This is a genomic window from Pseudoalteromonas sp. KG3, assembly GCF_030436385.1.
GTDB classification, from domain to species: domain Bacteria; phylum Pseudomonadota; class Gammaproteobacteria; order Enterobacterales; family Alteromonadaceae; genus Pseudoalteromonas; species Pseudoalteromonas prydzensis.
Genome location: NZ_CP098523.1, coordinates 2,631,843 through 2,647,047 on the forward strand (window position 1 = coordinate 2,631,843; position 15,205 = coordinate 2,647,047).

The 15,205-nt window shown below is 38.5% G+C and carries 10 protein-coding genes; 8 read left to right on the forward strand and 2 right to left on the reverse strand.

The window, feature by feature from the left end; translation table 11 throughout:
- Positions 1 to 42: 42 nt before the first annotated feature.
- A complete protein-coding gene (locus NDQ71_RS12530; RefSeq protein ID WP_301561697.1) occupies positions 43 to 2,130 on the reverse strand; it encodes a TonB-dependent receptor in 2,088 nt (695 codons plus the stop codon).
- Positions 2,131 to 2,252: 122 nt separating this feature from the next.
- Between NDQ71_RS12530 and NDQ71_RS12535 the strand changes: the two genes are divergently transcribed.
- On the forward strand, positions 2,253 to 3,845 hold the full coding sequence (locus NDQ71_RS12535) for an ABC transporter ATP-binding protein (protein WP_192541785.1): 1,593 nt from the start codon (positions 2,253 to 2,255) through the stop codon (positions 3,843 to 3,845).
- Positions 3,846 to 3,849: 4 nt separating this feature from the next.
- Complete coding sequence (locus tag NDQ71_RS12540) at positions 3,850 to 5,415, forward strand: ABC transporter ATP-binding protein (protein WP_192541786.1); 1,566 nt, start codon at positions 3,850 to 3,852, stop codon at positions 5,413 to 5,415.
- Positions 5,416 to 5,538: 123 nt separating this feature from the next.
- Here the strand turns inward: NDQ71_RS12540 and NDQ71_RS12545 are convergent, their stop codons facing one another.
- Positions 5,539 to 7,638: a TonB-dependent siderophore receptor gene (locus NDQ71_RS12545; RefSeq protein WP_192541787.1), complete on the reverse strand. Its 2,100-nt coding sequence runs from the start codon at positions 7,636 to 7,638 to the stop codon at positions 5,539 to 5,541.
- A gap of 144 nt (positions 7,639 to 7,782) precedes the next feature.
- Between NDQ71_RS12545 and NDQ71_RS12550 the strand changes: the two genes are divergently transcribed.
- The 6 genes from NDQ71_RS12550 (at position 7,783) to NDQ71_RS12575 (ending at position 15,203) form a co-directional block, all read left to right on the forward strand.
- Positions 7,783 to 7,965 (forward strand): AlpA family transcriptional regulator, encoded by a 183-nt coding sequence (locus tag NDQ71_RS12550; protein WP_192541788.1) that lies wholly within the window; start codon positions 7,783 to 7,785, stop codon positions 7,963 to 7,965.
- Positions 7,966 to 8,104: 139 nt separating this feature from the next.
- Positions 8,105 to 8,722 (forward strand): hypothetical protein, encoded by a 618-nt coding sequence (locus tag NDQ71_RS12555; RefSeq protein WP_193050058.1) that lies wholly within the window; start codon positions 8,105 to 8,107, stop codon positions 8,720 to 8,722.
- A gap of 264 nt (positions 8,723 to 8,986) precedes the next feature.
- Complete coding sequence (locus tag NDQ71_RS12560) at positions 8,987 to 10,462, forward strand: class I SAM-dependent DNA methyltransferase (protein ID WP_301561698.1); 1,476 nt, start codon at positions 8,987 to 8,989, stop codon at positions 10,460 to 10,462.
- Positions 10,462 to 12,618 (forward strand): DUF262 domain-containing protein, encoded by a 2,157-nt coding sequence (locus NDQ71_RS12565; RefSeq protein WP_301561699.1) that lies wholly within the window; start codon positions 10,462 to 10,464, stop codon positions 12,616 to 12,618. Before NDQ71_RS12560 ends, NDQ71_RS12565 begins: the two co-directional genes overlap by 1 nt.
- On the forward strand, positions 12,615 to 14,078 hold the full coding sequence (locus NDQ71_RS12570; protein ID WP_152965240.1) for a class I SAM-dependent DNA methyltransferase: 1,464 nt from the start codon (positions 12,615 to 12,617) through the stop codon (positions 14,076 to 14,078). Before NDQ71_RS12565 ends, NDQ71_RS12570 begins: the two co-directional genes overlap by 4 nt.
- Complete coding sequence (locus tag NDQ71_RS12575) at positions 14,079 to 15,203, forward strand: restriction endonuclease subunit S (protein WP_301561700.1); 1,125 nt, start codon at positions 14,079 to 14,081, stop codon at positions 15,201 to 15,203.
- Positions 15,204 to 15,205: the final 2 nt, after the last annotated feature.

The window sequence follows — 15,205 nt, forward strand, 5'->3', positions numbered from 1 at the left end:
TTTTTCATTTAATACAACAACATTACGCGACAATGCTTTTAGTTAGAGTGAGAGCCTAATACCAGCACCAAGCTCCCTTGGCTCTAGTAAATAGGCGGCTTCACCATTTGTACTTCTATCAAAATTCTTTCTAAGTGGAGCATGCTTGTCTAATGCATTTTTTACATAAATAAATCCAGATAGATTCTCATTAAATTGATATGCAGTGTTGAAGTTCACTACAGTGTAAGAGTTGACGCGTAGTTCAGGGTCATTGGTGTCAGATGAATAATATGAATCGGTATAACGCATATTGATATCTAGTGACCACGCTTCTGTGACTTTATATTCAGTACCCAAATTAAACATATAGCCAGGAGCCTTACTAAATTCATTACCGACAAATGACTCCCCTCTATAATCGTTAAACTCACTAATATCAGTCTCTAATAAACCTAAACCGCCATACAATGAGAGTTGCTCATTGGCAGAATAAGCCGCGTTTAACTCTACTCCGTAACTTGTCGCTTCATCGGCGTTGACAATTATTGAACCAAATGCACGACCATCTAAGTAGTCAGTCACGGCGCGTTGTGAGTCTTTAAATTGGGTATAAAATACGTTGGCATCTATGGTAAAACGTTGTTCAAGAAATGACATACGAGTAAATAGCTCGTAATTCCAAGCATACTCTTCATCAAAGGTATAATATTCGCCACCACGAAAGTTAATCCCCGTTCCGCCTGGTATGTATCCTTTATTTATTAATGCGCCAATATTTATTTCATCACTTACTTTATAAGCCAAAGACAATTTAGGCAGCAAAACATTAAATGTTTCTTCGTACTCATGTCGTTCAGGCACATAGCTCGCTAGACCGTCATGACTAATCGTATCTTCTTGATAGCGTAGCCCGCCAGTGAGTTCCCACTGGTTGGCGAATTGCCAAATTAACTCCCCAAATGCGGCGATACTTTGGTGTTCAAGGTCGGCATCGGCATTACCTAACACATTATTAAATGTATTTTTAGTTCTATCTTGCCAATAAAATAGCCCTGCGACTCCTTGAAAATCTTTGTTTTTATCATCAAATGTTAAACGTAACTCGTTCGAAACGTTTTTATTTGTGCGCTCAGCATCACCTGAAAAAGGCTCGGCAAATAAGTAATCGAAATCACCTTCTGAATATTGCAGTTGATTAACCAATGAGATGCCTTCATCAAACAAATATTCAATATCCCAAATGCCTGCATGGTTACTACTTGTTTGGTTATCTTGAAAAATAGAGGCATTTTCAAGGTTGTCGTAGGGTTCAGTGACTACTTCACTTCTTGGTCTATGAGTTTCGTTATAAGCGTAGGTGATCTTACTGGTTAAGCCGTCAATATTGCTTGGTTGCCATAAAAGCTTTGCGCGCAAATCTTTATTCTGCCAGTCGAGGTCGAAGTCATGTGCAGTAAAATTTGGGTTGGTGTAGGTTACAAATGTATCTCTAGCGCTGTAATCTATGGCGATACGGGCAGCAAAATCTTCACTTAAAGGTCCTGATACTAAAGCGGAAATTCTATGTTTATTACGACTCCCAACTAAAGCTTGCGCTGCAATTTCAGGTGTAAAAGTAGGCTCGTTAGTACGGATGACCACAGCACCAGCAATGCTGTTTGCACCTTGGTTTGTTGTTTGTGGGCCTCTAAATACTTCAACCGAAGCTGCATCCCATAAGCCTGCAGCCCCTAAATCGAGCTCACTAGCTGTTAAATACCGGCCATCTACGCTGATAGTTGCACTTGGAATAGGCTTTGAAAGGTAAGCATTTCCTGCACTAACAGGGCCTTTTGTATCATTGCCTCGAATAATAGGTGCATCGGTATTACCAGCATAAATAAGGTTTGCAGTACCAGGCAGGATTTCAGCAATTGTCGCAAGGTCAGCATTTTTTTTAAGTTCTTCAGCTGTAATGATTTGTACCGAACTTGCGGTTTCTTGCATTGTTCTGGCTAATTTTTGGCCATAGACAATAACGTGCTGAATATCTTCTTTTTTCTCTTCATTCTCATCTGCGTATACGTTTGTAACAGCAGCGCAAGAGTAAGTTAATACAAACAATCTTAGCAGTGAAACAGAAAACTTTTTTTGTATTAAAGGTGACACAAATTAATCCTTTAAGAGATAGGTTGATAATAATTGTTATTTAGATTACTCTTTGCTGAATTAATTATCAACACCGTGTTGATAATTAATTTTATCATTTAACTTTATCGTTTAGGTTGTTTATGTTGTTAGGATTTGCAAAGTACAAAAGGTTGCAGCGCACGCTAAAGCCCATTTCAACAGAGTTGCTTATAGGCACTTTATTCTCAGTGTGTAGTGGTATAGCAGGGGTTTTAGCACTTTTATCTGTGGTTAAGCTACTTTTAGGGGATGCAGATAAATGGTTATTGATAGCGTGTATAAGCTGGTTGCTTGCAGCTACTTTTGCAGGAATAAGCGCATGGCTCAGCCATAATGCAGAAGCTAAGTTCTCCGCCCAGTTACGCATTGATATCGCTCGCCAGCTTAGCTTTTTACCAGTTCATAGCTTGGTAAAATACCGCAGTGATAAGTTAAAGAAATTAATTAATGACGATGTAGCTAATTTACATTACATGATAGCTCACCTTCCATCTGAATTGACTGTATTGTTCATTATACCGCTTATTACATTAGGGGTATTGCTCTATACCACGCATATAAGTGCGCTTGTTGCTCTTATTCCGGGCGGGTTAGCAATACTTTGTTATCTTTTTATTATTCCGAGATTAGCTAAAAAGCAGGTTCAAGAGAGCACTAATGTGATGGCTCAAATAACGAGCAGTGTGACTGAGTACAGCAAAGGAGTATTGGTTTGTCGAACAACTCCAGCAGCGGCTGGCCCACTTGCTCGCTTAAAAAGCGCAACAACAAGTTTTACTCACGGTATGAAAAATCGAGTTAAACGAGTGGCAACCATCGTGGCGATAGCAACGGCAATGTTGCAAGCGGTCGCGACATATACATTGGTTTACTGGATTGGCAGCCAATGGGAGATTGATTCGCTCGCGCCGTTAATGCTTTTTAGTTTAGTGATTGTAGCGCCAGCACTTAAATTAGGCCACGGGCTTGATTACATTTATAAAGGTAAAATGGCGGCGAAAGATATTGAGGAGTTTTTAAATATACCCACGCTGGTGTTTGGTGAAAAAGAGTGTGCGCCTATTGAATCTAACAAGCTTGTTATTAGTGATCTGAACTTACAAATTAATAATGAATTACGCCAGCAAAGCATTAACTTATCGACTCAATCAGGTTCACTATTTGTTATTTCTGGGCAAAGCGGTGTTGGCAAATCAAGCTTACTGCGTGCAATAGCAGGCTTTGAACCGGCTTATTCGGGGGGGATTTTTATCAATTCTGAAAATATAAAACATCTTACCGAACACTCATTAAATAAATTGGTTATGTTGTTGCCACAAGGATTGAGTGTATTAGATGCAACGGTACAAGATAATTTAGCTCTAACAGGTGGCAGGGCTGCTGCAAATAAATACCTGAGCGCGCTACAGAGCGCCCAGCTTAATGTCGGTTTATCTCAACAGGCGAGCGCACTCTCTGGTGGTGAAAAACAACGCTTAAATTTAGCTCGTGTTTTTTTAAGCGAAGCAGCAATTTTGCTACTTGATGAGCCTACTAGCGCGTTAGATGACGAAACATCCATGCTAATTATCCAAGCATTGCAGCAACACGCATTAAAGTGCAATAAAATCATAATCATAGTGAGTCATGACCCCGAAATTAGCTTATTAGCTGATGATGAGCTTATCTTAAAAAGTAATCAAGGTGTAGGTTAAGAATATGCGTAAACCATCAATATTAACTAAGTCTGCATTTAAAGTGTTGCTGCCCGTGACAATCGGTTGGGGTGCTGTGGCTGTTTTAGAATCTCTGAGTTACATAGCAATTGCCTTGGCTATTTTAGGTGTGTGGCCTGCATACACAGTTTTATTACTGGGCTGTGTAACCATTATAATGACTATTTTGGTCTCTCGTTCAGGCTTTAATGTGGCAGTAAGCTTAATTGATGCACTTTATAGCGAGATAATAAACTGCATGACTCATATTAAAGTGCGTTGGTTTAAGGCGCAAAACCAAACTAAGTTAATCACTTTAATGGGCCAACATATTCCCAGTTTTATGGCGATACCTGCTCATCAGTTACAACAATTTATCCATGCACCATTAATTCCAATAGTGATCACTATAGGTATGATTTGGGTTGCTGGATACCAGATTGCTTTAATCTTGGCTGGATTATTAATGATTGCTTTGTATATACAGTTCATTTCTCAGCGGGCACTTTTAAAATCAGATCAACAGCGTAGTGGGTCAGAGCAAAAATCTAAGCATGCGGGGCAAGAGCTTGTTGATCATATTGAGCTGCTACGTAGTGCAACGGGTTGCATCAATGCAAGTAAGCGAGCTGAAGATGCTTGGCTTGCACAAAGTAAAGCATTAGCTTGCACCAATGAAGCTGCGGCAAAATCGACATTTTATGCCGCTGTAGCAGGTGCTTTACCATGCCTAGGGATACTGATTTATATGTTGGCAGCAGGCGTTTACTCAGGGGAATATGTTTTTGTAGTCACGTTATTGGCATTACGTGCAACCCTTCCAATGGAGGCGCTAGCTTTAGCCGCTTTAAGTGTAAATGAACATACCTCTGCAATAAAAAGTTACTTTAATGTGCTAGAAGCTCCCCAATTACAAGAGCCAATAAATAAGCAGCCTAAACAACTCCATAATTACAATATGAGGATTGATAAATTAACTTACCAGCCTGCACTTAGTTGTTTTTCAACGGAAATTGAAGCAGGTACTAGGGTATTGATCCGCGGAGAGAGTGGTGTAGGTAAAAGTACCTTACTTCATCTTTTAATGGGCTTTGATGTGCCTCAAAGTGGTAATATTCAAATCGGTAGCACTTCATTATCATCAATCACCAGTACTCAACGTGAAACATTGTTTGCTTATGTACCACAGTCGCCAGTTATATTTAATGGCACTATTGCGAGCAATATCCGTATGAGTAACCCAACTGCAAGCGATGAAGAAGTAGAAGATATCGCTCAAAAAATGATGTTAACAAACGTAATATCTCAGTCTCCACTGGGTATTAATCAGCCTGTGGTCGATGGTGGCGGGCAGTTATCTGGGGGCGAGAAACAACGAATAGGGCTTGCACAAGCAATATTAAAAAAAGCGCCTATTCTTATCTTAGACGAAGCAACCGCAGCGTTAGACACAGAAGTAGAAGAAGTCATTGCCAAGGAACTAATGCAATTAGACTGCACAATCATTGTTGTTTCTCATCGTAACCCAGCGATATGGCAAGCGCACAAAACCATAACGCTGGCTAACTGAAAGTCATGGACTAATATAATTAAATTATACAAACAGCAATTTAATCGCTCGGCAGCGTTATTCACCGAGCGATTAAAAAGCGTAAAACACTTCCAAATGGCAACTGCAACTCTGTAAGTATATTTAAAAACGGTAAGCTGCAGTAATACTCCCGCTCGTTGGCGCAGCATAAAAGCCAACATATCGCAAGCCTGTCATATACTTTTCATCCGTGATGTTGTCAATATTCGCTTGAATGGAAAGGTTATTTGATACATCCCAACGAGCAAATGCACTAACGAGCATATAAGCGTCTTGCTTTACTACTCCGGTTGAATTTTCAGTTTCTGATTGCCATCTACCGCCCAAACCTACAATAAGTTCAGGTACGGCAGGTAATGTATAATCTAGCGAGAATTTCATTGCGTTTTTTGGCTCCCATACGCTTGCATTGTCGCCAGCATCATCTTCTATATCCATATATGTATAGGCAAAAGTCGCATTAAGGTTTTCCGTCAGTTGACCAAGAACTTCTAACTCAAAGCCACTTGACTTCATCGAAGTACCTTCATAATAAGTTTTACCATCGTCATTTGTTCCGGCTCTTACGGCAATATTACTTTGCTCTGCACTAAAAAGAGCAACACTAGTCAATAAGGTATCATCTAACCATTGAGTCTTTAGGCCAATTTCATAGTTAACCCCTTTACTAGGGTCTAAATATTGATAATTTTTGTCATACCTGTCTTGTGGTTCATAGATATCTGAATAACTAATGTATGCATTGGTATCTTCAGTTATTGAATAAGTTGTCGCAAGGTAAGGGCTGATCTCATTTTCTTCATTGAGAACATCGCCACCTGAATTGTAACCTTCTCGGGTATAGTCGATAGCATTGAACCCTGCAATAACAAATAAATCATCATTAAGGTTTATTTTAGTTGAACCAAAAATACGAGTTAAGGTTATGTCTAAGCTTGCTGTTTCAATTTGCTCTCCCCATATTGGCTCAGGCGTTAAATCGAGCGGATAAGGAAAAACAGGCTTAATACCATAAGCAGGTGTGGTGGCTGTATCGTAAGGGTTTTTAAAACTAACATCGGTACTTTTTGATATGCTTGTGCCAAACATTAATTCATGTGTTTGGTTAAATAGTTGGTATTGACCTTTAGCGGTTAAATCAAATAAATCAGCAGTAAAGTCACCCGCATATCTACCCAAAGAAGTTCTTGTTACTTGGTTCGTTTCTCTATTTTCTAAGCCAGCGGCAAGAAATAACTTACTTTGATCGTTTGATTCTTGTCTGTTGTAGGTTGTTTTTATTTCCCAATCATTATCGAAGATATAAGAATATTCAACAAACGCGCTTATATTTTCGGTATCCCACATAGTCCAATCTTGAGTTGGGCTTACACTAACATCAAAATCAGCTTGAGTACCATCGGTATAAGCTAAAGGTAAACCGCCCCACATATTACCATCAGTATTTGCATCTTGGTATGAAGCGCCAAAGGTTACTGTTGAATTATCTGTAACTTGGCCATCAACAATTACAGACAAATACGCATGATCATCCTCTAAACCATCAAGGTATGATTCAGCATCCTCCATTACAGCAACAACACGTGCAGCCCAACTGCCACTTTCAGTAAGTAGAACAGAATAATCAGCTTGTAAGCGTTTCTGATCATAAGACCCAAGTGTCAGAGCGACTTCTCCTTCATTTTCATTGGTAGGTCGTTTACGAACATAATTAATAGTCCCCCCAGCATTACCTATACCGGTAAGTTGACCATTTGCACCACGAATAATTTCGACTTCTTCATACCCGTAGCTTTCCATTACTCCAACAACAATACCCCAACTATTAGGTAAACCAATACCGTCAAGTTGAGTGCTTTTAATATCAAAACCACGAGAGGTGTAACGAGTTCGGTTAGTTTCATTTTGCTGAACTGTTATACCTGTTGCCATTTGCATAACATCGTTAATGCCATTAGCGGCAAAGTTCTTAATTTGCTCAGAATCGATAACACTTATTGATTGTGGCGTTTCGTTAAGCTCCATTGTTAGCCCAGTTGCTCCTTTACTAACACGGTCTTGACGTACCCCTACAATTGAAATGATTTCTATTTGATCATCATTTTTTTCAATGCTTGTAATTTGTGATGATTCTTGCCCATAAGCAGGAAACCCCATTGCTAATACTAACGACGAAAGTGCAAAACAGCGTTTAAGTTTCATGATTACCCTTAATGAATATTTTTACGAATTAAAGTAATTTGCGAGATTATACAGGTGGAAAATACTAGTGCAAACGATAATCATTACCCATTATCGTTTGTGTCTTTCTTATTACTTTAGGTGGTAACCAACCGGAGAAATTCCATGCGTTTAATCAAATTAAAAGAAGTAATCGAAAAAACATCACTTGGTCGTTCAACAATTTATGAGTTTATGACTAAAGGTACATTTCCTAAGCAAGTTTCTCTAGGTGTCAAATCTGTAGCCTGGCTTGAGTCAGAAGTGGATGATTGGATAATGGAAAGAATTGGTGAAAGGGGGTTATAAATGCAGCCAATTTATTTATAAACTTAAGCAGCAGATCGATTTCATTGAGTTTAAGTAGTGTTATTTATATTAAAAGTAAGTAAGCTAAATTTAAAAAAACCGTCGAGCTTCTATGCTTGAATATATAAGGCAGGTTTGAATGACTTCAACTAGGTCAGTAAGAAAGGTTTTAGCTCGTGCAGTTAAAGTTAGTGCGCATTCTGCATATGATTTAACCGGGCGCTCAATTAATGATTTACCCGAGTACTTCCTTTCAGTGAAAGTGGCGGAAGAAGTACACAAGCACTTCAAGTCTTTCACTTTCTCAATGGAAACGCCTATGAGTCAGTTAGTGGAAGAAACTCAAATGGATATAGAAGGTGAATGTCCCAGCTTGAGGCTCGGAGGTAAAGGGAAAGTCGATATGGTTATTCGTGGGAATAAATCCAAGAATGTAAAGCATATTGTAGAATTCAAAAAACATATCGGCGTTAAAGAAATAGAAAAAGATGCATTAAGGTTAGCAGCAATTTGCCTGTGTATTCCTGGAGGACATAAGGCTGAGAAAAACTTTTTGGTAGTTGTTACTCACAGAAATGAAGCGCTTTTAAATGTAAGAGATATAAATATAAAAGCACTGATTAGTGAAAAATTTGGGGAAGGAACAATCAAAGTCACATTTGAAAAAATTGACTTGTCGCCATTAAAAAGCACTAAATCTAATGGTATCAACTGGCCACTATTAGGTGGTGTGTGGGAATTTAAATACGTAGGCTAAAAGTACAAGAGTATATGTTTGGCTGACAAAAGGGGGATGTTAATAAGTTGACTTAGGAGTGTTCAATTTATTAAGTTTGTTTTACTCTAACAATAATAAAGGATTGTTTAGCGTTAGATTGAGTCAGTAAAGCTTAATATGGATATAAGCAACAAACCATGCCACTGTATTTATTAAGCTTCCATCAACTACTCTGCTCATTAATGTATAATCTAGCCTAGAAATCCTCAGTTTATCGCAAGTTAAATACAACGAGATTTAATAATGGAAAAAATAACGCTCTCACAGTTAGAGCAGTACCTCTCAAAAGCAGCCTGGATCTTAAAAGGGCCAGTAGATGCTTCCGACTTTAAAGTATACATATTCCCGCTACTTTTCTTTAAGCGTATATCAGATGTGTATGACGAGGAGTACCGCCTAGCACTTGAAGAGTCAGATGGCGATGAAGATTACGCAGCACTACCAGAAATGCACCGCTTTGAAATCCCACAAGGCTGCCATTGGCAAGATATTCGTGAAACAACCAGCAACGTAGGTGCAGCGATTGAAAGCGCCTTACGTGGCATAGAGCAAGCTAACCAAGAATACCTTTACGGTATATTTGGTGATGCCCAGTGGAGTAATAAAAATAAGCTATCTGATGCCTTACTCATTGACTTAGTTGAACACTTTTCACAATACATATTAGGTAATCAAAACGTTGACCCAGATATGCTAGGTAATGCTTACGAATACCTCATAAAACACTTTGCCGATTTAACTAATAAAAAAGCGGGTGAATTTTATACGCCTCGCTCAGTGGTGCATTTACTAGGGATGATTTTAGACCCACACGAAGGCGAAACTGTTTACGACCCTGCATGTGGTACAGGCGGTATGTTGCTTGAGTGTGTAGATAACCTAAAACATAACAACGAAGATTACCGTACTCTCAAACTTTACGGCCAAGAAAAAAATCTAACGTCTAGCTCTATTGCCCGTATGAACATGTTTTTACATGGCATAGAAGACTTTGAAATATTACGTGGCGATACACTGCGTAACCCGGCTTTTTTTGAAGCAGATGGTCTTAAAACCTTTGATTGTGTAATAGCCAACCCACCGTTCTCATTAAAGGATTGGGGCGCTGAAAATTGGGCTAACGACCCATACGGCCGAAATATTGCCGGTGTACCACCAAAAGGCAATGGTGATATGGCGTGGGTGCAGCACATGGTTAAATCCATGAACAGCACCGGCCGTATGACAGTCGTATTGCCTCATGGCGCATTATTCAGAAAAGCCGCTGAGGGCCAAATACGTAAGCAACTGCTAGAGCAAGATATGCTAGAAGCCGTTATCGGTTTAGGGTCTAACGTATTTTACGGGACGCAATTAGCAGCCTGTGTCATGGTGTTTAAGCAAAACAAACCAGCCGATAAAAAAGGCAAAGTATTGTTTATAGATGCTTCAGACCAAATTCGTGTAGGCCGTGCGCAAAACTTCCTAGAGCCAAACCACGTTCAACAAATTTACGACTGGTATCACAATTATCAAGATGTAGAAAACTACGTAAAAGTAGCCTCTATGGACGAGTTAAAAGAAAACGACTTTAACTTAAACATACCACTCTACGTTGAAAAAATAATTGAAGACAATCTGCCATCAGTAGAAGAAGCAATGGCCGATTTAAAACAAGCCTGGCAAGCAAGCCTTGAGGCAGAAGATAAATTTAAACAAGTTCTAGCGAGGTTTTTGTAGTGAAAGAATTACAAACCTTGGAAGACATTTTTAATAAAAAGTTATTTCGAATTCCTGATTACCAACGAGGTTATGCTTGGGGTAAAAAGCAACTTGTAGAGTTTTGGGAGGATCTAATTAGTTTAGATAAGCGGCGTTCTCATTACACAGGTGTTTTGTCTATAAAGGAAGTGCCAGAGTCAACGACCTCAAAATGGAATGATGAACAGTGGCTTATTAAAAGGTATAAACCTTATTTTGTTGTTGATGGTCAGCAACGGCTTACAACAGTATCTATTTTTTTGCAGTGTTTAGTCGAGGCTGTTAAATCTCACCCAAGTAATGACGGTATTTCTGAGGAAGATATTTTTCTTGGTGATGATACGCTTAGCGAAGTAATAAAAAATTACATAGTCATCACAGAGCCAAAGCACCGTATCACTAAAACTTATAAATTTGGTTATGAGGCTAATAACCCTTCATTTGAGTTTTTACGTTATCGAATCTTTAACGAACAAAGTCCAGGAACACTTACAGAAACGTTCTACACGCTTAACTTAGAAAATGCGAAGGTGTTTTTTACTGAAAATATCAACAAGTACGTAATTAGTAACGGTATAGACTCTCTTTCCGATATCTACGAAAAGCTAACACAAAAGTTTTTATTTAACCTTTATGAGATTGATGACAACTTTGATGTTTTTGTAGCTTTTGAAACCATGAATAATCGTGGCAAAAAGCTATCTGATTTAGAGCTATTAAAAAATCGGCTTATATACCTAACTACTCTTTATACCCCAGAAGAGGTTAAAGAAGACGTAAAAGAGACAATACGTAAAAAAATCAACGATACTTGGGGTGAAATATATAATCAACTTGGTCGAAACAAAAAAGCACCATTAAACGACGATGACTTCCTGCGTGCTCATTGGGTAATGTATTTCAAATATAGTCGAGTTAAAGGTAATGACTATATTAGGTTTTTGTTAGATGATTTTTTCTCACCAAAAAGTGTGTTTGAAAAGCTTGATGTATCAACACAACAAATCAATGTTGTTGAAGAGTTGGTTGACGATACTGACCTCGATGATGATGATTCATTTGAAGAGTTTGGTACTGAAATAACAAAAAAAGCCAAGCTTTCTTTAAAAGATATTAGTGATTACGTTGACAGCTTAAAATCAGCTGCAAAATATTGGTATGCCGCATTTTTCCCCAATTCATCAGAGGTACTGTCACCTCAAGAACAGATAATAATGGATAAAATAAACCGAGTTAAAATCGGTTATTTTCGACCTCTTATTATGGCTTTATTTTTAAGAACAGAAAAAGGCGACCCACAAAGACTGCAAATATTAAATGCGATCGAGCGATTCATTTTTGTAGCTTTCAGATTATGCCGAGCACAATCTAACTATCGCAGTAGTTCATATTACCGTTTAGCTAGAACGCTATACACCTCTAAAAATGTCTCTGAAACACTGGTAAATATTAATAGTGAACTCACTCAAGATTTAGCCTGGACGTTAGAAGAGGACGGCACATTTAAAACTAGCCATTTTGAAACGTTTATTAATAAAAAGTTCGGTCCTAATGGGGAGGGCTTTTACGCTTGGAGTGATTTACGTTACTTCTTATTTGAGTATGAAGAAGAGTTAAAAAAATCACGCGGCGTAGCTAAGTTTGACTGGAAAAACTTTATTACCCATGAGAAAGACAAAATCTCTATAGAACATATATTTCCACAAACACCAAAAAGCGATTATTGGTTAACACGTTTTGGACACTTTACAGGTGAACAAAAGCGTTTTCTAAAAGGCTCCTTAGGTAATTTGTTACCACTTTCATTGAGTGTGAATATTAAACTGCAAAATGATGATTTCCCGGATAAAAAAGACACCAAAAAAGATAAAAATGGCCAAGTAATTCGTAGCGGTTACAATAACGGTTCTTACTCTGAATTAGAAGTTGCCGACTTGGGTAAAGATGATGAGTGGACGCCTGAAAAAATTAAAGATAGGGGTCTAGCATTATTAAGGTTTATGGAAGCCCGTTGGCACCTCAATATGGGTAGCGAAAGCAAAAAATTATCATTGTTACACTTATCCTTTTTAGATGAATCACCAGTGGCTAGTGCAGCAGAAGAAAGCGCATTAGAAGAGGAGCCATCAGCATGATGACCCAACAAGAATTAGAAAAATACCTTTGGGGCGCAGCTACAGCACTCAGAGGTACAATAGATGCCGGTGACTACAAGCAGTACATTTTCCCACTTATGTTTTTTAAGCGTATATCAGATGTATACGACGAAGAGTTTGAAAACGCACTTACAGAAAGCGATGGCGATTTAGAATATGCCGCCTTTGCAGAAAACCATAACTTTTTAATCCCTGAAGGCGCGCATTGGAACGATGTACGCGAAACCACTACTAACATTGGTTTAGCACTGCAAAATGCCATGCGTGCCATTGAAAAAGCCAACCCAGATACCTTAGACGGTATTTTTGGCGATGCCAGCTGGACTAATAAAGAACGCCTTTCTGACGGTATGCTTACCAACCTGATTGAGCATTATTCACAACAAAAGCTTAATTTAAAAAATGTACCCGACGACAAGCTAGGTAATGCTTACGAGTACTTAATTAAAGAGTTTGCTGACGATAGCGGCCACACCGCCGCAGAGTTTTACACCAACCGTACCGTGGTTAAATTAATGACCATGATTATGGACCCACAACCCGGTGAGTCAGTATACGATCCTACCTGTGGCTCGGGTGGTTTATTACTTAACTGTGCCTTGCACCTTAAAGATGAAGGTAAAGAATACCGCACCCTAAAATTATACGGCCAAGAGATTAACCTATTAACCTCAGCCATTGCTCGAATGAACATGTTTATGCATGGCATTGAAGAGTTCGATATAGTTCGTGGTAATACCTTAAGTAATCCCGGTTTGCTTGAAAATGACGAGCTGAAAAAATTCAACGTAATTCTAGCTAACCCGCCATATTCAATTAAATCATGGGATCGTAAAGCATTTGAAAGTGATCCTCATGGCCGAAATGTATGGGGTACGCCACCGCAAGGCTGTGCCGATTATGCTTTTCAGCAGCATATTCAAAAGAGTCTCGATTTAGGTAATGGCCGTTCAATCTCATTATGGCCACACGGTATTTTGTTCCGTGACGCCGAAACAGAAATGCGTAAAAAAATGATTGAGCAAGACCAAGTTGAATGTGTCATAGGCCTTGGTCCAAATCTGTTTTATAACTCACCTATGGAAGCCTGTTTGTTAATTACTAAAACAAATAAAATCGAGAGTAAAAAAGGTAAAGTACTAATCATTAATGCCGTGAAAGAAGTAAGGCAAGATAAAAACATTGCCTACCTTGAACAAAACCACATTGATCGCATTTACAATGCTTATCAAAATTATGCTGATGAAGATGGTTTTAGCAAAGTAGTTACCATAGACGAAGTGCTTAATCATAAAGCTAGTTTAAATATGGCGCTTTATGTCAGTAATGTTGATAGCAGTAAAGTACATATATCATTAGATGATGCACTCGCTAACTGGCAAACATCATCAGAGCAGCTATCAAACTGCATGGATCAGTTATTTAAGGAATTAGGTTAAATGTCAGAAGTGAAAATTGATTTAAATAACTTAGATAAGTCCAATTGGAAAACTTACCGCTTTGATGAAATTGCTAAAAATATTTCTGAGCGTGTTGACCCAAATAATACCGATTTAGAAGTGTATATTGGTCTTGAGCATATTGATTCTGAATCACTGCATATCAAGCGTCATGGTACACCTGACGACGTAAATGGGCAAAAGCTCAAATTTTACAAAGGCGATATCATCTTTGGTCGCCGCCGTGCTTATCAACGTAAGGCGGGCATTGCCACTTGGGACGGTTTTTGTTCAGCGCATGCTTTGGTGCTTAGGGCAAATCCTGATGTGATAGACCCAGAGTTATTCCCATTTTTCTTACACTCTGATTTGTTCATGAATCGGGCGATTGATATTTCAGTAGGCTCTTTGTCACCGACTATTAACTGGGGTACTTTAAAGCATCAGGAGTTTTTAATTCCACCTAAAGATATTCAATCGAGATTTTCTGAATTATTTAATTCGGTTGATAGCCTGATAGAAGCCGATGTGGATTTACTTTCACAAACTAGGATTAATAAAGGAATTGATTTTGAATCACTTGTCGCATCAACAAGTGGTGAATTGGTACCACTATCTAAAATTTTAAAGCAAAAGAAAGGCAAAAGTCCTGCTCCCCACAAAAGGTCAAAATATATTGGATTAGAGCATATTGAGTCAGGGGCCTTTTCCTGCTCTGAATTTGGCGACTCTAATGATGCCCAAGCGCAGTGTAATTTAGTCGATAAAGGCGATTTATGTTACAGCAAACTAAGACCTTATTTAGACAAAGCTTTCATCGCTGATTTTGAAGCAGTTTCAACTACAGAGTTATTGATATACGAAACAACCTTAGCTTCTAAATCATATGTTTTACACCATCTACATAGTAAACCTTTTATTAATTATGTTACCGGTAAAGGCTTCGGTACAAAAATGCCTAGGGTAAATCATAAGATAATTGGTGAATACAACATTAAAGTGTTGAATGAAGAAAGAACTGTTCTAGATAAAATGGCGCTATATGCAAATATAGAAAAGTCGGCACTTAGCAAAATAAGTCAAAACAAATGCCTCCAAAAAAGCTTAAACAATAAGGTGTTTTAGGT